Raw genomic sequence first — 18,005 nt, 5'->3', positions numbered from 1 at the left:
TTTCATGCGGCTTCAGGGCAAGACGGCGTTGGTGACTGGCGCGGGCTCGGGTTTTGGTCGCGGCATTGCCGAGACCTTCGCGCGCGAGGGGGCGCGGGTGGCCGTGCTGGATATCGATGCCGAAGCGGCCGGGACGGTGGCCCTGGGCATCGACGGTCTGGCCATAACCTGCGACGTCAGCCATGGCGATCAGGTCGCGGCAGCAGTGGCCGAGACGCGCAAGGCTTTCGGCAGCCTGGACATCGTGGTGAACAACGCTGGCTGGACGGTGCCGAACGGCCCCCTGCTTGCAACCGACGAGGCGGCGTTTCGCAAGATCTACGACGTCAACGTGCTGTCGATCTTTCACATGACCCATGCCGTGGTGCCGCATTGGCGCGAGCGGGGACGGGGGGTGATGATCAACGTGGGCTCGACCGCCGGGATCCGGCCGCGGCCGGGGTTGACGTGGTACAACTCATCCAAGGGCGCGGTGAATATCATGACCCGCAGCCTTGCGGTGGAACTGGCCCCCGACGGCATCCGGGTGAACGGCCTTGCCCCGGTGATGGGCGAAACCGGCATGCTGGAGCGGTTCATGGGCTGCGAGGATACGCCGGAAAACCGTGCCCGCTTTATCGGCACCATTCCGTTGGGCCGGCTGTCGCAGCCGCGAGACATCGCCAATGCGGCGCTTTACCTTGCTTCGGACGAGGCCGATTTCATCACCGGCGTCATCCTTGAGGTCGATGGCGGGCGAACGATCTAGCCCACCGCCTGCGCCCGCCGCGTCGCGATGATGCGCCATGAAAAGGCCAGCACGAACAGCGCCGTCAGAACCAGAACGATGGTCGGTGCCGGGGCGCTGTTCAGCCAGAAGCTGGCCCAGACCCCGCTGACCGTCCCGAATGCCGCAACGCCGACCGAGGTGGCCAGCATCGTCGCCAGCCTGCGCGTGACCAGAAAGGCGATGGCTCCGGGCGCGATCAACAGCGCCACGGCCAGAATGATGCCGACCGCGCTGAGCATGGCGACCACGGTGGCCGAGATCATTGCCAGCAGCCCATAGTTCAGCAAGTTCAGCGCCAACCCCGAAACCCGCGCCTGCACCGGATCAAAGGCCAGCAGCGCGAAATCGCGCCATTTCAGGATCAGCACCAGACCGACCACGGCCGAGATGCTGCCGGCCAGACGCAGATCCTCAGGGCCGACGCCCAGCATATTGCCGAACAGGATATGATCCAGATGCAGGTCGGTCTGGATCGCCGTGTAAAGCACGATCCCCAATCCGAACATGCCCGACATGACCACGCCCAGCACGGTATCGGCCTTGACGCGGCTGTTGTTCTGCAACCAGCCGGTCAGAAGTGCGCAGCTCATACCCGCGACGAATGCGCCAAGGATCAGCGGCAGGCCTGCGACATAGGCCAGCACCACCCCCGGCAGCACGGCGTGGCTGACCGCGTCGCCCATCAGCGACCAGCCCTTGAGCACCAGAAAGCAGGACAGCAACCCCGCGGGCAAGGCGATCATCAGCCCGATCAGCGCCGCATCGCGCATGAACGGAAAAGTCAGGGGCATCGTCAGCCAGTCCATCATGCGGCCTCGTTCAATGCTTGGCGGGCACGGCGACGGGCGGCCAAAAGCCCGTGCTTGGGTGCCAGCAGAAAAGCGGCAAGGAAGATCAGGGTCTGAAGGCAGACGATAACGCCCCCGGTCGCGCCGTCGAGAAAGAACGAGATATAGGCGCCGACCGCCGAGGTGATCGAGCCGATCGCCACCGACAGCAGGATCAGCCGGGGAAAGCGGTCGGTCAGCAGATAGGCGGTGGCTCCGGGCGTCACCACCAGCGCCACCACCAGAAACGCGCCCACGGTCTGCATCGCCGCGACCGTGCAGGCTGAGAGCAGGGTGAAGAACAGCACCTTCAGCGCCGGCGGGTTCAGCCCGATGGTCCGGGCATGGCTTTCATCGAAAAACACCACCATCAGGTCACGCCATTTCGCGGTCAGGATCAACAGTGATATCCCGCCGATCAACGCCAGTTGCAGCGTGTCGCCGGGCGTGATGGCAAGGATATTGCCCATGGTGATGGTCTGGACCGAGACCGCCATCGGGTTCAGCGAGACCATGAACAGTCCCAGCCCGAAAAAGCCGGTAAAGATCAGGCCGATGATCGCGTCCTCTTTCAGACCGGTGCGCTTGGTCAGAAACAGCATGGCCAACGCCGCGAGGCCCCCCGACAGAAACGCCCCCAGCGCAAAGGGCAGGCCCAGCATATACGCCCCCGCAACCCCCGGCACGATCGAGTGGCTCAGTGCATCGCCGATCAGCGACCAGCCTTTGAGCATCAGATAGGCCGAAAGAAAGGCGCAAACCCCGCCGACCAGCGCCGAAACCCAGATCGCATCGGTCATATAGCTGTATTCAAAGGGGACAAGCAGGGTGCGGATCATTTCTGCGCCGCCTCTTCGCGCGCGCTGCGCTGCTTGTCGTCGTAAAACACCAGCGGGCGTTCGTCGTCCGACAGCACGGTCAGCCCGCGCGGATCGTCGTCGTCGTGCAGATGCCGCGGGCCCAGCACGAAATGCCGCAAGACGCCGCCAAAGGCGTGGCGCAGATTATCCGGAGTAAAGACCTCGGCTGTGGGGCCATGCGCCAGCACGGTGTTCTTGACCAGCACCACCCGGTCGCAATATTCCGGCACCGAACCAAGGTCGTGGGTCGAAACCAGCATGACCCGGCCCTCATCCCGCATTTGCTGCAACAGCTCGATGATCGCGGATTCGGTTTTGACGTCCACGCCGGTAAAGGGCTCGTCCAGCAGGATCACCGAGGCGCCCTGCGCCAACGCCCGTGCCAGAAAGACGCGCTTTTTCTGGCCGCCTGAAAGCTCGCCGATCTGGCGGTGACGGAAATCCTGCATGCTGACGCGGGCCAGCGCCTCGTCCACGGCGCGGCGATCCTCGGGCCGAGCGCGGCGCAGAAAGCCCATGTGACCATAGCGGCCCATCATCACCACGTCCTCGACCAGCACGGGAAAGGACCAGTCCACCTCTTCCGCCTGCGGCACATAGGCGATGAGGTTCTGGCGCAGGGCCTGCGGCACCGCAATGCCAAGCACCCGAACCTTACCGGCGGCGGCCGGAACAAATCCCATCAGCGCCTTGAAAAGCGTCGATTTACCCGAGCCGTTCACCCCCACCAATGCGGTCACCGAAGCCTGCGGCACGCTAAAGCTGGCATCGCGCAGTGCGGTAAAGCCGTTGCGATAGGCCACCGTCAGGTCCGAGACCTCGATGCCGGGGGCGTCACGCATCTGAAAGCCCCTCGACAATGGTTTGCGAGGTCACGCGCAACAGGTCCAGATAAGTCGGCACCGGCCCCTCGGGTCCCGACAGGCTGTCGACATACAGCACACCGCCATATCGCGCCCCGGTCTCGGCCGCGATCTGGCGTGCCGGGCGGTCCGAGACGGTGCTTTCGGAAAACACCACCGGGATATTGTGCTGGCGGATGGCATCGACCACGCGCCGCACCTGTTGGGGCGTGCCCTGTGCATCGGCATTGATCGGCCACAGGAACAATTCGTTCAGGTTGAAATCGCACGCCAGATAGGAAAACGCCCCTTCCGAGGTCACCAGCCAGCGCCGCTCTTCGGGCAAGGCGCGTGCGGCGTCGCGCAGCGGTCCCACGGTCTTGGCAATCTGGCCCTTGTAGCGGCCGGCGTTGGCGCGATAGGTGCCGGTGCCCTCGGGGTCGGCCTTGGACAGGGCGGCGGCAATGTTGTCCACATAGATCAGCGCGGTATCCATCGCCATCCAGGCATGCGGGTTGGGTTTTCCGTCATAATGGCCGCCCATGATCGGCATCGGCTCGATCCCGTCGGTCAGTGTGGCCGAAGGCAGGTCGCCCAGATTGCGCAGGAACTGTTCGAACCACATCTCCAGATTCAGCCCGTTGCGCAGGATCAGACTGGCGTCGCGGGCGCCGATCAGGTCGCTGGGCGTGGGTTCGTAATTGTGGATCTCGGCCCCCGGCTTGGTGATCGACACCACCTCGGCGCGATCGCCCGCCACGTTGCGCGCCATGTCGGCGATGATGGTGAAGGTCGTCGCGACCTTGAACTTGCCCGGTTGGGCGCGGGCCAGTCCGGGCACGATGGCCGGGGCGGCAAGCCCGGCCATGGCCGTTGTCAGGAATGCTCTGCGATTCATGGTTCGATTCTTGCTTTCTTGACCTTGCTCTGCCACCCTTATCTGCGAATGATTCTCAACTGTCAAGTCAGTTGCAATTTCTTCGCATCTGGGACAAAAAACTGCATGGAGATCGAAACCCGCGCCCAATCCTTCGAGGATGCGCTGCGCCGTTCGGGCGTACGCATTACCCGTCAGCGGGCCGCGCTGCTGCGCGTGCTGGCCGCGGCCGAGGACCACCCCGACGCGATGCAGTTGCATCAGCGCGCGACGGCGGCGGGGGCAGGAGTGTCCTTGGCGACGGTCTATCGCACGCTTTCGGCGCTGGAGGCGCAGGGCGTGATCCAGAAGGTGGAATTCGTCGGTGAGCCTGCCCGGTTCGAGCCTGCCGACGGCAACCACCACGACCATATGATCGATGTCGAAACCGGCGAGGTCATGGAATTCGTCAACGAACGCATCGAGCGCCTGCAAGCCGAGATTGCCGCCGAGATGGGCTATGAAATCGTCCGCCACCGGCTGGAACTCTATGTCCGTCGCCGCCGATGAGCCTGACGGTTTTCGACAAGATCATCACGGATCGCGGGTCGCGCTATGCGGTTTCGGGCGGTCCGGCACGGACGCGTGCCGAGGCCGAGGCGCTGCTGGCGGAACTGCGTTGCAACAAGCGTTTCGCCAAGGCGACGCATAACACCTGGGCCGCGATCCTGTCGGATGAGCCGGTGCGCGACGATGACGGCGAAAGCGGTGCAAGCCAGATCATCCTGCAAATGCTGGAACGGGCCGGACTGACCGATCATGTGGTGATCGTGACGCGCTGGTATGGCGGCAAGCATCTGGGCGGCGACCGCTTTCGCCATGTCGTCGATGCGGTGCGGCACTATTTGGGACAGATCGGACGCTAATCCTTGTGCTGGCCTGCCGCATGGGCGTGCAGCAATTCCAGCGGCACGATTTCCAACGTGCGGGCGTGGGTTGCCTCCAGCACCACCTCGGGGGCGGCGAATTCCTGCGCCGCTTGCAGAAAGCGGGCGGCGCACAGGCACCAGCGGTCGCCCGGTTTCAATCCAGCAAAGCGGAATTCGGGGCGAGCGGTGCTAAGGTCATTGCCCAGATATTTCGACAAGGCCAGGAATTCCGCCGTCACGATCACGCAGACGGTATGCCGACCCTGGTCCTCGGGGCCGGTATTGCAGCAGCCGTCGCGGAAAAATCCGGTCAGCGGCGCGGTCGAGCAGGTTTCGAGCCTGCCGCCAAGGACGTTGAGCGCGGGGTCCATATCAGATCTCCTTCGGCTGCCAGTCGATCCAGCGGGCATGGAAATCCGCCCGGCCGAGGCGCCATTCCCGCATCATTCCGCCAGCCCACAACCGCAGGGCCAATGCGGCGCCGTCGCCGCCGTCGGCCTCCATCGACAGATGCGCCAAGGGGCGGTCGAAGCTGGCTTTTGCCCCGGCTGCCAGCAGCGCGGATTCGATCTTGTCACGTGTGGCGGCAGGAAAATATTGCGCCGCCACGGTGTGATAAACAAGCCTGCCATTCGGGGAAGCCTCATTCAGTCGGGTAACCAGCCAGTCGCCTGCATCGGCGCGATCCACCTGCGGCGGGCAGGTTTCGGCCAGTGCGAGGGCTGCCTGCATGCGTTCCAGCCGCGCACGCTGATCCGCCCAGATATAGGAAAGCAGACGCAGCCCGTCTTTTATCGGAGAAAGCGGGTTCAGATCGACGCCACGCGCCGCGCCTATCGCCAGTGGCGCATAGGCAGGCGCGGTGCCGCGCCATTCGGGGGTCACAGCCAGACCGCGGCCTCATCCCCCGGTAGCAGGGCAGGTTCAAATCTATCAGATACAGCAAGACGGTAATGCGGAAAGTTAAGGTTAAGCCCCGCGCTGGCCCCCAGCTCCAGCAGGTCGAAACGGCCGTTGGGCACCAGATGGCCCAGAAACCAAGCCCCCGCGATCAGCACAGCCGCCCGCGCAACCTCGTTGGTCTGGGGCGCATGGTCGAGCCATTCCAGCATATGTGCCTGATCGCTTTGAATCGTGTGTGATATTCTTTGATACAGCGTGGCATCGTCGGCCTCGGCATAGGCTTGCGCCAGTTCCGGGTTCTGCCCGGTCAGGACCAACGCGTGCAGGGCGCCGCAAAGTCGCAACGGCACCGAGTCGGCGCGGTGGCTGGGATCGCCGGGCCAGGTCCGGACGCGCCGCGCCAGAACGCTGTCATCCTTGGCCAGAATCAGGGCCAGTTGTTCGCAGATACGCGCCGTCAGAGGCGAACCCAGCGCGCGGCAGGCATTCGCCTGCAAGGCGAATGCTTCGCGCCAAGAGGTCATCGGAACCGCTCGGTCAGCGCCCTTAGCCGATCCGAAAGGCTGGGCGGAGGATCGTTGGCAGCTTTCGGCGCGGGCTTGACCGTCTGTCCGCCCTCGGGTTTTGCTGGTCTGGTGCCGCTGTTGCGCGCCGGCGCGACCCGTGCCGCAACCGCGTTCATGAAGCGCGCGTCATCACCCGCGGCCAACGCCATGGCCCCATCCGAGATGCCGCGCAGCAAATCGTCCAGCCCGTCCTGCTCGGCCTTAGCGAAATCCGACAGCACATAGCCCGCCACGCGATTCTTGTCGCCGGGGTGGCCGATTCCGATGCGCAGGCGACGATAATTTTCACCGATATGCTGATGCAACGAGCGCAGCCCGTTATGCCCCGCGTGCCCGCCGCCGGTCTTGAGCCGCACCTTGCCGGGCGCAAGGTCCAGCTCGTCATGCAGTACGATCACATCCGCGGGCGTAAGCTTCAGATAGCGCATGGCCTCGCCGACCGCCTGGCCGGAAAGGTTCATGAAAGTGCCGGGTTTAAGCAGGGTAACACGCTCCTCGCCCAGCCGTCCTTCGGCGATTTCCCCTTGAAAGCGGGCTCGCCAAGGCGAAAAACCGTGATCGCCGGCGATGCGATCCACGGCCATGAAGCCCACGTTGTGCCGGTTGGCAGCGTATTTTGCGCCGGGATTGCCCAGGCCCACGATCATTTTCATGCGTTTCTCCGTCGCTCGGGCCAGATTACCGGCCCGACTGAAAAGGGGCAAATTTTATCGCTCTCTTGTTCTTGCGGGCTGGCGTTACTAAGACTCTGTCACCCTTTCGCGTCAAAGAGCGGTCACACGGGACAAGGCCCTTTGAACGAATCGCGGAACGGGCAGGCCAGGCAGGGACAAAAGCAAGGAAAGACATGCACGATCCGGCAGAATTCTATATGAACACGCTCGTCCCCATGGTCGTCGAACAGACCAGCCGCGGCGAACGCGCCTATGACATCTTCTCGCGCCTGCTGAAGGAAAGGATCATTTTCCTGTCCGGTCCTGTGCATGACGGCATGGCGACGCTGATTTCGGCGCAACTGTTGTTTCTTGAGGCGGAAAACCCGACCAAGGACATCAGCATGTACATCAACAGCCCCGGCGGCGTCGTGACCTCGGGCCTGTCGATCTATGACACGATGCAGTATATCAAGCCGCGCGTTTCGACGCTGGTTGTTGGGCAGGCGGCCTCGATGGGCTCGCTGCTGCTTTGCGCCGGTCAGCCGGGGCATCGTTTCTCGCTGCCCAACAGCCGCGTCATGGTGCACCAGCCGTCGGGCGGCTTCCAGGGGCAGGCAACCGATATCCTGATCCATGCGCGCGAGACGGAAAAGCTGAAGCGGCGCCTGAACGAGATCTATGTTCAGCACACCGGCCGCACGCTGCAAGAGGTCGAGGAAGCACTGGAGCGCGACCGCTTCATGTCGCCCGAAGAAGCGAAGGAATGGGGTCTCATCGACGAGATTCTGGTGGCCCGCGGTAAGGCCGAGCCCGGCACGTGATCACGGCTTCGCGAAGCCGCCGGGCTGGCGTTTTGGGGATTGTGACGGGCCGGGGTGGCTCGTAACATGAGGGGCAATGCATGGCGTGGTCTGCCCACGTTCGCAACTGGCGGTCGCCCGGCGCTTTTGCCGGGCTTCCGATGCAATACGAGGATTAACTGATGGCCAATCCGTCCGGCGGCGACAGCAAGAACACGCTCTACTGCAGCTTCTGCGGCAAAAGCCAGCATGAGGTGCGCAAGCTGATTGCCGGTCCGACCGTGTTCATTTGCGATGAATGCGTCGAGCTTTGCATGGACATCATCCGCGAAGAAACGAAGTCCTCGGCGCTGAAATCCGGCGACGGCGTGCCGACCCCGCGCGAGATCTGCAATGTTCTGGACGATTACGTGATCGGCCAGGAACATGCCAAGCGCGTGCTTTCGGTTGCGGTGCACAACCATTACAAGCGGCTGAACCACTCTTCCAAGACGGATATCGAGCTGGCCAAGTCGAACATCCTGCTGATCGGCCCGACCGGCTGTGGCAAGACGCTGCTGGCCCAGACGCTGGCGCGCATTCTGGACGTGCCTTTCACCATGGCCGACGCGACCACGCTGACCGAGGCCGGCTATGTCGGCGAGGATGTGGAAAACATCATCCTCAAGCTGTTGCAGGCCAGCGAATACAACGTCGAACGGGCGCAGCGCGGCATCGTCTATATCGACGAGGTGGACAAGATCACCCGCAAGTCCGACAACCCGTCGATCACCCGCGACGTTTCGGGCGAGGGGGTGCAGCAGGCGCTGTTGAAAATCATGGAGGGGACGGTCGCCAGCGTCCCCCCGCAAGGCGGGCGCAAGCATCCGCAGCAGGAATTCCTGCAAGTGGACACGACCAACATCCTGTTCATCTGCGGCGGCGCATTCGCCGGTCTTGATCGCATCATCGCGCAGCGCAACAAGGGCACGGCGATGGGTTTCGGCGCCAATGTCAAAGACGACGAAGACAAGGGCGTGGGAGAGCTTTTCAAACAACTTGAACCGGAAGATCTGCTGAAATTCGGCCTGATCCCCGAGTTTGTCGGCCGTCTGCCGGTGATCGCCACCTTGGGGGACTTGGACGAACAGGCGCTGATCATCATCCTGACCCAGCCCAAGAACGCGTTGGTCAAGCAGTATCAGCGGCTTTTCGATCTGGAAGGCGTGAAGCTGACCTTTACCGAAGACGCGCTGATCGCCATTGCCCGTCGCGCCATCAAGCGCAAGACCGGGGCCCGGGGGCTGCGCTCGATCATGGAGGACATCCTGCTGGATACCATGTTCGACCTGCCGGGCATGGACAGCGTCGAAGAGGTGGTGGTCAACGAAGAGGCTGTGGATAATCCCGCCGCCAAACCTTTGCTGATCCATACCGATTCGAAAAAGGAAACTGCGACCGCGGGCTAAAACCCGCGCCGCATGCAGGATCGGGCCTGCCGCATGGTCGGGGGGCCGATCCCGGCCTGATCTGAAAAGCCGCCTTACCCCGGCGGACGGTGCGCCTAGGGCGAGCCATTTGTCCAAGGCACGCATGAAACGGAGATCTTCGTCATGCTGCCTTGTCTCTTTACGTCATTGTTCATGGCCGGCCAGCAGGACGCTTGCAGAGATCGTCTGGCCAGCTCTGTGCGGGGTGGGCGGCGGGCTTTTCTACCCGGTGATTTGCGTCTCAAAGCTGCGTCGATTTGCCCTGTCGGGTCGGCTTGCGCCAAGCTTCTCTGGACCTTCGCCGCAACTTACGCCATATCTCTGGCCATATCCGATTGATGAGGTTCGCACCCATGTCGTTTCTGCTGCGCTTTTTGACCTGGTGGAACAGCCAGACCTTCAACACCCAGGTCTGGACCAAACTTTACGGCGAGAAGGTTGGAGAGGACGATCAGGGCAACATCTATTACCGCTCGCGCGACAACAAGCGGCGCTGGGTGATCTATAATGGCGAATCTGAGGCCAGCCGCATCTCGCCGGAATGGCATGGCTGGCTGCATCACACCTATAAAGAACCGCCGACCGAAACTCCGCTGGCCCATAAGTCATGGGAAAAACCGCATGAGCCGAACCTGACCGGCACGCCTGCGGCTTATCATCCGGCGGGCTCGCTTTATCGCGCGAAACCGGTCGAGCGTCGGGACTATGACGCATGGCAGCCCGAGTAAGCCCATGACCTCTGCCGCCGAACGGGCCGAGCTTTGGGTCGGCGCAGCCGTTCTGGTCGTGGCGGCCGGGTTCCTTGTCTGGTCCACCGCAGGTAGCAGGCTGGGCGCGCGATTGGCGGGCGGTTATGAACTGCGCGCGGCTTTTCCCAATGTCGATGGTATCGAGGTCGGCACCGATGTGCGCGTCGCTGGTCTGAAGGTGGGGCGGGTTTCGGCCGTCGATCTGAACCCGCAGACCTACTATGCCGAGGCGCGGTTGCGCCTGCCCGACACCATCCGCCTGCCCAGCGACAGCGCGGCGTTGATCCAGTCGGACGGGCTTTTGGGCGGCGCCTATATCGAATTGCAGCCCGGCGGTGCCCCCGACAATCTCGCCCCCGGCGATGAGATCGAGGATGTGCAGGGTGCGGTCAGCCTTATCTCGCTGATGATGAAATTCGTGGACGCGCAAAGTTCGGAAGACAGCCCATGACCCAGCTTCTGACCCGTGCCTGCCTGTGCCTGCTGCTGGTCGCCAGTCCCGTCCTTGCGCAAGAGGACGAACCGGCTGAGGATCAGCAACTGATGATCGATCCGGCCTTCAGTGATGACCCTGACGCGATCGTCCCTGTCGAGCCTTCGGCGGCCGAACGCCAACGCGCGGCCGAAGCCGCCCGCGGCCCCGAGACAGAGCGCGGCAACGGTGCACTTCTGCGCGGGCTCGACAAGATTACCGGCCGGACGCAGGATTTCCCATTGGCCTTGGGCGAATCGGCCGAGTTCGGCCGGTTGCAGCTTAGTCTGGCGGAATGCCGGTATCCGGCGGCGGATCCTACATCGGATGCTTATGCCGAACTGACGATCACCGACCAGCAGGCCAATACGCGGCTGTTTTCAGGCTGGATGATTGCCTCGTCGCCGGCGATTTCGGCGCTGGATGATCCCCGTTACGACGTGTGGGTGATTTCCTGCAACAGGGCCTGAACATCGGGCAGGTCCTGTGAAGTAATGTCGGCCCTCATCCGCAAAGCTGCTGCCAGCCGTCGGCGATATTCCAGACGCGGAATGGTTTGACCGCCCATCGAGGTCAGATGCGGGTTTGGATATTGCGTGTCCCAAAGCGTAAAGCCGCAACGCGACAGATGTGACGACATCCAGATCAACGCGGTCTTGGAGGCATTGCTACGGCGCGAAAACATGCTCTCGGCAAAAAAAGCCCCGCCCAGTGTCAGGCCGAACATGCCGCCGATCAGTTCCTTGCCGGCGTAAACCTCCAGCGAATGGGCATAACCCATGTGGAACAGGTCCTGATACAGTGCAAAGAGCGGCGCATTGATCCAGGTTTCCTCACGATCGGCGCAACCTGCCACCACGCCGGTAAAGTCCCGGTCGATGGTGGCCCTCCAGTCGCAATGGCGCAAAAACCGCTGCATCGAGCGTGAAACATGCACGCCGCCGACAGGCAGAATGCCGCGTAGTGCAGGTTCGAACCAGTAAAGCTGTGGGGCCGAGGCGGATTGCGCCATTGGAAAGACGCCTTGGGCATAGGCGGCCAGCATCCGGTCGGCGGTCAGGTCCCCGCTCATGCAGGGACCGTCTGTCGCGCCGGGTGCCGCATCGCTCAGGCGCTGACGGCCATCTCGGCCAGCCAGCGCTCTAGCCAGTGGATCGAGTAATCCCCGCGCTGAATATCGGGATTTTCGATCAAGGCCCGGAACAGCGGCACGGTGGTATCCACCCCGTCCACGATCAGCTCGCCAAGCGCGCGGTGCAGCCGCGCCAGCGCCTCGGGCCGGTCGCGCCCATGCACGATCAGCTTGCCGATCAAGCTGTCGTAATAGGGCGGAATGCGGTAGCCGTCATAGATCGCGCTGTCCATCCGCACCCCAAGGCCACCCGGGGCGTGATATTGCGTGATCGTGCCGGGCGAGGGGGTAAAGTTCGGCAGTTTTTCCGCGTTGATCCGCACCTCAATGGCATGGCCGCGAATTTGCAGGTCTTCCTGGCGGAACTCCATCTCTTCGCCGGCGGCGACAAGGATTTGCTGCCGCACGAGATCTACGCCAAAGATCGCCTCGGTCACCGGATGTTCGACCTGAAGCCGGGTGTTCATCTCGATGAAATAGAACTCGCCGTCTTCGAACAGGAATTCGATGGTGCCGGCACCGCGATAGCCGATCTTTGCCATCGCGTCCGCGCAGATATTGCCGATGCGGTCGCGCTGCTCGGGCGTGATGACGGGGCCGGGGGCCTCTTCGAACACTTTCTGGTGACGGCGTTGCAGTGAACAATCACGCTCGCCCAGATGCACGGCGTTGCCGCGACCGTCGCCAAAGACCTGAATTTCGATATGGCGCGGGCGTTGCAGGTATTTCTCGATATAGACTTCGTCGTTGCCAAAGGCGGCCTTCGCCTCGGCGCGGGCGGTGCGGAAGGCGTTTTCCAGCGCAGCCTCGTCGCTGGCGACCTTCATGCCGCGCCCGCCGCCGCCGGCGGTGGCCTTGATGATGACCGGATAGCCGATTTCGGCCGCAACCTGCCGGGCTGCGGCAACGTCGGGCACGCCGCCGTCCGAGCCGGGAACCACCGGGATACCCAGCGATTTAGCCGTGTCCTTGGCGGTGATCTTGTCGCCCATGATGCGGATATGTTCCGCCGAGGGGCCGATGAAGGTGATGCCGTGATCCTCGACCATCTGCACGAAGCCGGCGTTTTCTGACAGGAAGCCATAGCCCGGATGGATGGCCTGAGCGCCGGTGATTTCGCAGGCAGAGATGATGGCGGGTTGCGACAGATAACTGTCGGTCGAGGGCGGCGGGCCGATGCACACGGATTCGTCAGCCATGCGCACATGCATCGCATCGGTATCGGCGGTGGAATGCACCGCGACCGAGGCGATGCCCATTTCACGGCAGGCGCGGATCACGCGAAGCGCGATCTCGCCACGATTGGCGATCAGGATTTTGTCGAACATCCCGCCCTCACTCGACGACCATCAGGGGCGCGCCGAACTCGACCGGGCTGCCGTCGTCCACGAGGATCCGCTTGACCGTGCCCGAGCGGGGCGAGGGAATATGGTTCATCGTCTTCATGGCTTCGACGATCAGCAGGGTCTCGCCCTCTTTGACCTGTTGGCCGATGCTGACGAACGCGGTCGCGCCGGGTTCGGGCGACAGATAGGCGGTGCCCACCATGGGCGAGGCCACGACGCCGGGCAGGCTGGCCGGGTCGTCAAGGCCGGCAGGCGCTGCGGCCGCCGCAGGTGCGGCGGCGAATGCTGCGGGCGCAGCGGCAGGAAAGGCGGCCGGAGCGGCGGCTGGCTGGGCGATTTGCTTGATATGCTTGGACAGGCTAACGGTCAGCCGGTCGTTCTCGTCATATTCGCGTTTGACGGTCAGTTCGGTCAACTCGTTGCGGTTGAGCAATTCGGCAAGCGCCTGAATAAAGGCGACGTCGCCCTCGTGTTGGCGCTTTTCGTTACCAGCGTTTTTGGAATCGTCGCTCATGCCGTCCTCTGGATTTCATTGTTGGGGCCGCGTTCTGGTTGCGCGGCGGATTTTGGCGTTCTTATAGACCGTAGGGCGACCCAAGGGAAAGGGTTTCGCTGCTCAACCCCGGCGTTTCCAGCGCCTGTGCACCCAGAACCACTGCTCCATATGGTCGCGCACCAGCCTTTCCAGATCGTCGTTCAGCGCCTGCATCATCGTGGCGGCATCGCTGTGGGGGACCGGAACGCCGACCTCGACCCGAAAGCTCAGCCCATCGGGTTGGCGCACGCCGGCGATGGGCAGGATCAGCGCATCGTAACGCAGCGCCAGCTCGGCCGGGGTCAGCACGGTTTTCGTGGGCAGGCCGAAAAAGCGCAATTCGGCGCCATGGTCGTCGAACTGATCGAACCCCAGTGAAAGCCAGCCGCCGCCCTTCAAAAACCGCAGCATGGCAGCTAGACCCGACCGCCCGCGCGGGAACAACGGCTCGGCGATGGCGCGCATGGCGGGGATGTAATGGCGGTTGAATGCCTCGTTGTTCATGGGACGGTAGAGCGCCCCGACGGGCCAGCCCCGCCCCGAAAGCGCCGCGCGCATCGCGTCGTAATTGCCGAAATGGGCCACCGCCAGGATGACGGGACGGCCCGCCAGGGCGGCCTGTTCCAGCGCGGGCAGGCCGGGGCCGGTCAGCGGATCGGTCCGGTGGATGCGGTCGGTGAACTCGGTGCCGGAATAGATCTCGGCCAGCGAACGACCGGCATTCTCGGGTACGGCGAGGGTCAGGCGGCGAACCTCGGCTTCGGAAAGATCGGGTCGGGCCATGGCCAGGTTGGCGCGGATGCGCCTGCGCCAGCCGGCGAGCGGACCCAGCACATGGGCAAAAAACCACCCCATGGCCGGCACGCGTCGCCGATAGGGCAGAATGCGCGCCAGCCCCATGACCGCCAGGAAGGCGCCATTGGCGATGCGGTCGCGCAGCGGGACGGGGTCCTGTGTCTCGATCTGGGTCTCGCTCATCGCGGTCCTGTTCATGCGCTGTGGTTCATGCCGGCCGATGCATGGTGCGGGCCTCGCGCATCCAGACATATATGCCGGCGACCACAATGATCAACGCGCCGACAAAGGTCCACAGGTCGGGCAGCGCGCCCCAGAACAACCAGCCCCAGAGCCCGGCCCAGATCAGCCCGGTATAGCCGAACGGCGCGATGGCCGCGGCCTCGGCCAGTGAAAAGGCGCGGATCAACAGCACCTGCGCCGCGGTTCCCAGCGCGCCGAGCAATAAAAAGGCCCAGATGTCGCCCGCTGCGACCGGTTGCCAGAAGAATGGCACGGCAAGAGAGGACAGGATCGAGCCGACCAGCGCCGACCACAGCACCGAGGTCGCGGTGGAATCGCTGCGCGCGATACGTGTCAGGATCGCCCCGGCCGCATAGGTGAATGCGGCAATCAGTGCCAGCAGGGCCGCCGGGTGGAACACGCCTGCGCCGGGGCGGATGATGATCAAGGCGCCGCAAAGCGCGGCCAGGATGCCGAGAATGCGGCGGATGCCGATGGATTCGCCCAGAAAGACCGCCGCGCCCAGGGTGATCAGCACCGGGTTGATGTCCATGATCGCAGTTGCCTCGGCCAGACCGATGAACTGCAATGCGCCGAAGAACAGCAGGATCGAACCAAGCTGTGTCACGCCGCGAAAGAACTGCACGACCGGGCGCGTGGTTCGCAGCGTCCTGCCCAAACGGGGCGCAAAGACGACGGCGACGATGGCGAGATTGGTGACGAAGCGCACCCAGACCACCTGCACCGGATGGTAGAGCGTCGAGAGATATTTCCCGGTCGCGTCCATCAGCGTGAACAGAAAGATCGCCAACAGCAAAAGCAGGATGCCGCGCAATTGCGTCGCGCGCGCCAGATCGCCCGGAGGAGCGAGGATCGCCGACCGCACGCCCGAAACGGCTTTTGGCGGTGTCATGGCTGGTCCCTTCTGCTTGTGCCGGTTTGGTTTTGTGCCTGTCAGGGGCGGGCTGGGCGCCCGGGCTTATTGTCGCATGGGTATTTGGGCAACAGAGAAAACCGGGTGCATGGGTGCATTGCCGCTTTGTCTCATGCGGATTTTAAGAAGATTTTTGGGCCGCACCCGATTGGGCGCGGCCCGGATACTGGGTCAGCCAAGCAAGCGGCGCGCTTCGGCGACGGTGGCCTCGGCGGTGATGCCGAACTCTTTGTAGAGGGTCGGCGCCGGGGCCGAGGCGCCAAACCCGGTCATGCCGATGAAGCCCGAGGTTTCCTCGCGCCCGCGTTCGCCCAGCAGCAACCATTCCCAAGGCTGGCGCACCGCAGCCTCGATGGCGATGCGGACGGTGCCGGCGGGCAGGACCTGCTGGCGGTATTCGGTGTCCTGATCGCGGAAAAGTTCCATCGACGGGACCGAGACGACGCGGGTCGGGATGCCCTGAGCCTCGAGCGTATCGCGTGCGGTGACGGCGATTTCCACCTCGGAGCCCGAAGCCATCAGGATCACCTTGGGCGCGGCGCTGGCTTCGCGCAGCACATATGCGCCCTTGGCCGAGAGGTTTTCATCCGCTTCCTGACGCAAAAGCGGCAGGTTCTGGCGCGAGAGCGCCATGACGGTGGGGCTGGATTCGCTTGTCAACGCGATTTCCCACGCCTCGGCCGTTTCGATCAGGTCGCAGGGCCGTAGGGTCAGCGTGTTGGGCGTGGCGCGACAGATCGCCAGATGCTCGACCGGCTGGTGGGTCGGGCCATCCTCGCCCAGACCGATGCTGTCATGGGTCATGACATAGGTCACCGGCAGGCCCATCAGCGCCGAAAGCCGCATGGCGCCGCGTGCGTAATCGGTGAAGCACATGAAGGTGCCGCCGTAGGGACGGAAACCGCCATGCAGCCAGATGCCGTTCATCGCCGCCGCCATGCCGTGTTCGCGGATGCCGTAATGGATATAGCGGCCCTGACGGTTTTCCGGGGTGAAGATGCCCAGATCCTTGGTTTTCGTATTGTTCGAGCCGGTAAGATCGGCCGAGCCGCCCAGCATTTCGGGCAGTTCGGGGTTCACCACCTCGAGCACCATTTCGCTGGCGCGGCGGGTTGCGACCTTGGGTTGCGAGGCCAACGCCTGTTCCTTGAGCGCGGCAAGGGTCGGGGCAAGCCGGTCGCTGACGCCGCCCGAGATGCGGCGGGCAAATTCGTCGCGGTTTTCCGCCGTATCGACCCGGGTTGCCCAAGCCTCACGCTGGGTCCGGCCCTTGATGCCGATGGCCCGCCAATCGGCAAGGATATCCTCGGGGATGACGAAGGCAGGCGATTCCCAGCCAAGCGTTTCGCGCGCGGCGGCGATTTCCGCTGCACCCAGCGCCGAGCCATGCACGCCCGAGCTGTCCTGCTTGTTGGGTGCGCCGAAGCCGATGATGGTCTTGCAGGCCACCAGCACCGGGCGGTCGTCCTTGCCGCTGGCCGCATCGGTCAGTGCGCGGTCGATATCGGCAGGATCATGGCCGTCGCAGGAAATCGTACGCCAGCCCGAAGCCTCGAACCGCTTGAGCTGATCGGTCGAATCCGACAGCGACACCCGTCCATCGATGGTGATGTCGTTGTTGTCCCACAGGACGATCAGGTTCTTCAGCTTCTGGTGGCCGGCCAGTGCGATGGCTTCCTGGCTGATGCCCTCCATCAGGCAGCCGTCGCCGGCGATGACCCAGGTCTTGTGGCTGCAAAGCTCGGCGCCGAACTGGGCGCGCATCGCCTCTTCGGCGATGGCGAAGCCGACGGCGGTGGCGATACCCTGACCCAGTGGGCCGGTCGTCGTCTCGACCCCTTCGGCATGGCCGTATTCGGGGTGGCCCGCGGTGATCGACCCCCACTGACGGAAGTTCCTGATCTGGTCGATCGACATCTGCTCATAGCCGGTCAGGTAGAGCAGGGAGTAGATCAGCATCGAACCGTGGCCGGCCGACAGCACGAAGCGGTCGCGGTCAAACCAGTTCGGCGCGGCGGCGTCGAATGTCAGGTGGTTGCGAAACAGGACCGTGGCAACATCGGCCATGCCCATCGGCATGCCGGGATGGCCCGAGTTCGCTGCCTCGACGGCATCCATGGAAAGGGCGCGAATTGCGGTGGCGAGGCGCCAGTGAGCGGGATCGGCCTTGCGGCGGGCGACGATGTCCATATCGGGATTTCCGTGCTGTTGTGTGGCGGCATGTCCTGATAGGCAGGAGGGCGCGCGGTTGCAAGCCGCCTCGGGATCGGACGGGCGGTTTCCCGTGAGGAAGCGACCGCGGATCGACCACAGATCAGGTATCGCACGGGTGGGTCTTCTTCG

22 protein-coding genes are annotated in these 18,005 nt (G+C 63.7%); 8 read left to right on the top strand and 14 right to left on the bottom strand.

Annotation, left to right across the window (positions count from 1 at the left end):
• The first annotated feature begins 4 nt into the window (after positions 1 to 4).
• The gene (locus JWJ88_RS06160; protein ID WP_205293245.1) at positions 5 to 748 is read left to right on the top strand and encodes an SDR family oxidoreductase; all 744 of its coding nucleotides are present in this window, start codon (positions 5 to 7) and stop codon (positions 746 to 748) included.
• Here the strand turns inward: JWJ88_RS06160 and JWJ88_RS06155 are convergent.
• The 4 genes from JWJ88_RS06155 to JWJ88_RS06140 are packed head-to-tail and all read right to left on the bottom strand — an operon-like array spanning position 745 to position 4,166.
• The gene (locus JWJ88_RS06155; RefSeq protein ID WP_205295139.1) at positions 745 to 1,575 is read right to left on the bottom strand and encodes a metal ABC transporter permease; all 831 of its coding nucleotides are present in this window, start codon (positions 1,573 to 1,575) and stop codon (positions 745 to 747) included. The two genes, JWJ88_RS06160 and JWJ88_RS06155, sit on opposite strands and share 4 nt — an antisense overlap.
• Complete coding sequence (locus JWJ88_RS06150) at positions 1,575 to 2,435, bottom strand: metal ABC transporter permease (RefSeq protein WP_240200109.1); 861 nt, start codon at positions 2,433 to 2,435, stop codon at positions 1,575 to 1,577. Before JWJ88_RS06150 ends, JWJ88_RS06155 begins: the two co-directional genes overlap by 1 nt.
• Positions 2,432 to 3,298: a manganese/iron ABC transporter ATP-binding protein gene (locus tag JWJ88_RS06145; RefSeq protein ID WP_205293244.1), complete on the bottom strand. Its 867-nt coding sequence runs from the start codon at positions 3,296 to 3,298 to the stop codon at positions 2,432 to 2,434. Before JWJ88_RS06145 ends, JWJ88_RS06150 begins: the two co-directional genes overlap by 4 nt.
• A complete protein-coding gene (locus JWJ88_RS06140; RefSeq protein WP_240200214.1) occupies positions 3,291 to 4,166 on the bottom strand; it encodes a metal ABC transporter substrate-binding protein in 876 nt (291 codons plus the stop codon). The genes JWJ88_RS06145 and JWJ88_RS06140 overlap by 8 nt, the downstream gene beginning before the upstream one ends.
• A gap of 135 nt (positions 4,167 to 4,301) precedes the next feature.
• Here JWJ88_RS06140 and JWJ88_RS06135 point away from each other — a divergent pair, with 135 nt between their 5' ends.
• Positions 4,302 to 4,724 (top strand): Fur family transcriptional regulator, encoded by a 423-nt coding sequence (locus JWJ88_RS06135; RefSeq protein WP_205293242.1) that lies wholly within the window; start codon positions 4,302 to 4,304, stop codon positions 4,722 to 4,724.
• Complete coding sequence (locus JWJ88_RS06130; protein WP_205293241.1) at positions 4,721 to 5,080, top strand: YigZ family protein; 360 nt, start codon at positions 4,721 to 4,723, stop codon at positions 5,078 to 5,080. Before JWJ88_RS06135 ends, JWJ88_RS06130 begins: the two co-directional genes overlap by 4 nt.
• Here JWJ88_RS06130 and JWJ88_RS06125 read toward each other — a convergent pair.
• From JWJ88_RS06125 to pth, 4 genes are read right to left on the bottom strand one after another with little or no spacing between them, the layout of a single operon-like run.
• The gene (locus JWJ88_RS06125) at positions 5,077 to 5,454 is read right to left on the bottom strand and encodes a DUF2237 family protein (protein WP_205293240.1); all 378 of its coding nucleotides are present in this window, start codon (positions 5,452 to 5,454) and stop codon (positions 5,077 to 5,079) included. The genes JWJ88_RS06130 and JWJ88_RS06125 overlap by 4 nt on opposite strands.
• A 1-nt stretch (position 5,455) precedes the next feature.
• Positions 5,456 to 5,968, bottom strand: a complete 513-nt coding sequence (locus JWJ88_RS21975) for a DUF2332 family protein (protein WP_256439686.1) — start codon at positions 5,966 to 5,968, stop codon at positions 5,456 to 5,458.
• A complete protein-coding gene (locus JWJ88_RS21970) occupies positions 5,965 to 6,510 on the bottom strand; it encodes a DUF2332 family protein (protein WP_256439685.1) in 546 nt (181 codons plus the stop codon). The genes JWJ88_RS21975 and JWJ88_RS21970 overlap by 4 nt, the downstream gene beginning before the upstream one ends.
• The gene (pth, locus tag JWJ88_RS06115; protein WP_205293239.1) at positions 6,507 to 7,205 is read right to left on the bottom strand and encodes an aminoacyl-tRNA hydrolase; all 699 of its coding nucleotides are present in this window, start codon (positions 7,203 to 7,205) and stop codon (positions 6,507 to 6,509) included. The genes JWJ88_RS21970 and pth overlap by 4 nt, the downstream gene beginning before the upstream one ends.
• A 194-nt stretch (positions 7,206 to 7,399) precedes the next feature.
• Between pth and JWJ88_RS06110 the strand changes: the two genes are divergently transcribed.
• The 5 genes from JWJ88_RS06110 to JWJ88_RS06090 all read left to right on the top strand — a co-directional run bounded on the left by JWJ88_RS06110 (position 7,400) and on the right by JWJ88_RS06090 (position 11,168).
• Entirely contained in the window at positions 7,400 to 8,029 is a 630-nt protein-coding gene (locus JWJ88_RS06110; protein ID WP_205293238.1) for an ATP-dependent Clp protease proteolytic subunit, read from the top strand.
• 161 nt (positions 8,030 to 8,190) lie between these two features.
• Positions 8,191 to 9,456 (top strand): ATP-dependent Clp protease ATP-binding subunit ClpX, encoded by a 1,266-nt coding sequence (clpX, locus tag JWJ88_RS06105; protein WP_205293237.1) that lies wholly within the window; start codon positions 8,191 to 8,193, stop codon positions 9,454 to 9,456.
• Positions 9,457 to 9,830: 374 nt separating this feature from the next.
• Positions 9,831 to 10,205, top strand: a complete 375-nt coding sequence (locus JWJ88_RS06100) for an NADH:ubiquinone oxidoreductase subunit NDUFA12 (protein WP_205293236.1) — start codon at positions 9,831 to 9,833, stop codon at positions 10,203 to 10,205.
• Between the two features lie 4 nt (positions 10,206 to 10,209).
• On the top strand, positions 10,210 to 10,677 hold the full coding sequence (gene mlaD / locus JWJ88_RS06095) for an outer membrane lipid asymmetry maintenance protein MlaD (RefSeq protein WP_205293235.1): 468 nt from the start codon (positions 10,210 to 10,212) through the stop codon (positions 10,675 to 10,677).
• The gene (locus tag JWJ88_RS06090) at positions 10,674 to 11,168 is read left to right on the top strand and encodes a DUF2155 domain-containing protein (RefSeq protein ID WP_205293234.1); all 495 of its coding nucleotides are present in this window, start codon (positions 10,674 to 10,676) and stop codon (positions 11,166 to 11,168) included. The genes mlaD and JWJ88_RS06090 overlap by 4 nt, the downstream gene beginning before the upstream one ends.
• On the opposite strand, the gene aat is transcribed toward JWJ88_RS06090, so the two are convergent.
• The 6 genes from aat to tkt form a co-directional block, all read right to left on the bottom strand.
• Positions 11,132 to 11,770 carry a leucyl/phenylalanyl-tRNA--protein transferase gene (gene aat, locus JWJ88_RS06085; RefSeq protein ID WP_205293233.1) on the bottom strand — a complete coding sequence of 213 codons (639 nt, stop codon included), beginning with the start codon at positions 11,768 to 11,770 and terminating at the stop codon, positions 11,132 to 11,134. The two genes, JWJ88_RS06090 and aat, sit on opposite strands and share 37 nt — an antisense overlap.
• A 35-nt stretch (positions 11,771 to 11,805) precedes the next feature.
• Positions 11,806 to 13,158: an acetyl-CoA carboxylase biotin carboxylase subunit gene (accC, locus tag JWJ88_RS06080; protein ID WP_205293232.1), complete on the bottom strand. Its 1,353-nt coding sequence runs from the start codon at positions 13,156 to 13,158 to the stop codon at positions 11,806 to 11,808.
• A 7-nt stretch (positions 13,159 to 13,165) separates the two neighbouring features.
• Positions 13,166 to 13,690: an acetyl-CoA carboxylase biotin carboxyl carrier protein gene (gene accB / locus JWJ88_RS06075; protein WP_205293231.1), complete on the bottom strand. Its 525-nt coding sequence runs from the start codon at positions 13,688 to 13,690 to the stop codon at positions 13,166 to 13,168.
• 102 nt (positions 13,691 to 13,792) lie between these two features.
• Positions 13,793 to 14,689: a lysophospholipid acyltransferase family protein gene (locus tag JWJ88_RS06070; protein ID WP_205295137.1), complete on the bottom strand. Its 897-nt coding sequence runs from the start codon at positions 14,687 to 14,689 to the stop codon at positions 13,793 to 13,795.
• 25 nt (positions 14,690 to 14,714) lie between these two features.
• The gene (locus JWJ88_RS06065; protein WP_205293230.1) at positions 14,715 to 15,641 is read right to left on the bottom strand and encodes a DMT family transporter; all 927 of its coding nucleotides are present in this window, start codon (positions 15,639 to 15,641) and stop codon (positions 14,715 to 14,717) included.
• Positions 15,642 to 15,833: 192 nt separating this feature from the next.
• A complete protein-coding gene (tkt, locus tag JWJ88_RS06060; RefSeq protein WP_205293229.1) occupies positions 15,834 to 17,852 on the bottom strand; it encodes a transketolase in 2,019 nt (672 codons plus the stop codon).
• Positions 17,853 to 18,005 lie beyond the last annotated feature (153 nt).

It is taken from the genome of Paracoccus methylovorus, assembly GCF_016919705.1.
Classification (GTDB): Bacteria; Pseudomonadota; Alphaproteobacteria; order Rhodobacterales; family Rhodobacteraceae; genus Paracoccus; species Paracoccus methylovorus.
The sequence above is the reverse complement of the archived record's forward strand: the minus strand, read 5'-3'. Positions and strand labels throughout refer to the sequence as shown.

What these genes read in the sequence shown, in the direction of transcription:
- JWJ88_RS06160 (WP_205293245.1), top strand. Translation starts at nt 5, where the DNA reads ATGCGGCTTCAGGGCAAGACGGCGTTGGTGACTGGCGCGGGCTCGGGT.
- JWJ88_RS06155 (WP_205295139.1), bottom strand. Translation starts at nt 1,575, where the DNA reads ATGGACTGGCTGACGATGCCCCTGACTTTTCCGTTCATGCGCGATGCG.
- JWJ88_RS06150 (WP_240200109.1), bottom strand. Translation starts at nt 2,435, where the DNA reads ATGATCCGCACCCTGCTTGTCCCCTTTGAATACAGCTATATGACCGAT.
- JWJ88_RS06145 (WP_205293244.1), bottom strand. Translation starts at nt 3,298, where the DNA reads ATGCGTGACGCCCCCGGCATCGAGGTCTCGGACCTGACGGTGGCCTAT.
- JWJ88_RS06140 (WP_240200214.1), bottom strand. Translation starts at nt 4,166, where the DNA reads ATGGCCGGGCTTGCCGCCCCGGCCATCGTGCCCGGACTGGCCCGCGCC.
- JWJ88_RS06135 (WP_205293242.1), top strand. Translation starts at nt 4,302, where the DNA reads ATGGAGATCGAAACCCGCGCCCAATCCTTCGAGGATGCGCTGCGCCGT.
- JWJ88_RS06130 (WP_205293241.1), top strand. Translation starts at nt 4,721, where the DNA reads ATGAGCCTGACGGTTTTCGACAAGATCATCACGGATCGCGGGTCGCGC.
- JWJ88_RS06125 (WP_205293240.1), bottom strand. Translation starts at nt 5,454, where the DNA reads ATGGACCCCGCGCTCAACGTCCTTGGCGGCAGGCTCGAAACCTGCTCG.
- JWJ88_RS21970 (WP_256439685.1), bottom strand. Translation starts at nt 6,510, where the DNA reads ATGACCTCTTGGCGCGAAGCATTCGCCTTGCAGGCGAATGCCTGCCGC.
- pth (WP_205293239.1), bottom strand. Translation starts at nt 7,205, where the DNA reads ATGAAAATGATCGTGGGCCTGGGCAATCCCGGCGCAAAATACGCTGCC.
- JWJ88_RS06110 (WP_205293238.1), top strand. Translation starts at nt 7,400, where the DNA reads ATGCACGATCCGGCAGAATTCTATATGAACACGCTCGTCCCCATGGTC.
- clpX (WP_205293237.1), top strand. Translation starts at nt 8,191, where the DNA reads ATGGCCAATCCGTCCGGCGGCGACAGCAAGAACACGCTCTACTGCAGC.
- JWJ88_RS06100 (WP_205293236.1), top strand. Translation starts at nt 9,831, where the DNA reads ATGTCGTTTCTGCTGCGCTTTTTGACCTGGTGGAACAGCCAGACCTTC.
- mlaD (WP_205293235.1), top strand. Translation starts at nt 10,210, where the DNA reads ATGACCTCTGCCGCCGAACGGGCCGAGCTTTGGGTCGGCGCAGCCGTT.
- JWJ88_RS06090 (WP_205293234.1), top strand. Translation starts at nt 10,674, where the DNA reads ATGACCCAGCTTCTGACCCGTGCCTGCCTGTGCCTGCTGCTGGTCGCC.
- aat (WP_205293233.1), bottom strand. Translation starts at nt 11,770, where the DNA reads ATGAGCGGGGACCTGACCGCCGACCGGATGCTGGCCGCCTATGCCCAA.
- accC (WP_205293232.1), bottom strand. Translation starts at nt 13,158, where the DNA reads ATGTTCGACAAAATCCTGATCGCCAATCGTGGCGAGATCGCGCTTCGC.
- accB (WP_205293231.1), bottom strand. Translation starts at nt 13,690, where the DNA reads ATGAGCGACGATTCCAAAAACGCTGGTAACGAAAAGCGCCAACACGAG.
- JWJ88_RS06070 (WP_205295137.1), bottom strand. Translation starts at nt 14,689, where the DNA reads ATGAGCGAGACCCAGATCGAGACACAGGACCCCGTCCCGCTGCGCGAC.
- JWJ88_RS06065 (WP_205293230.1), bottom strand. Translation starts at nt 15,641, where the DNA reads ATGACACCGCCAAAAGCCGTTTCGGGCGTGCGGTCGGCGATCCTCGCT.
- tkt (WP_205293229.1), bottom strand. Translation starts at nt 17,852, where the DNA reads ATGGACATCGTCGCCCGCCGCAAGGCCGATCCCGCTCACTGGCGCCTC.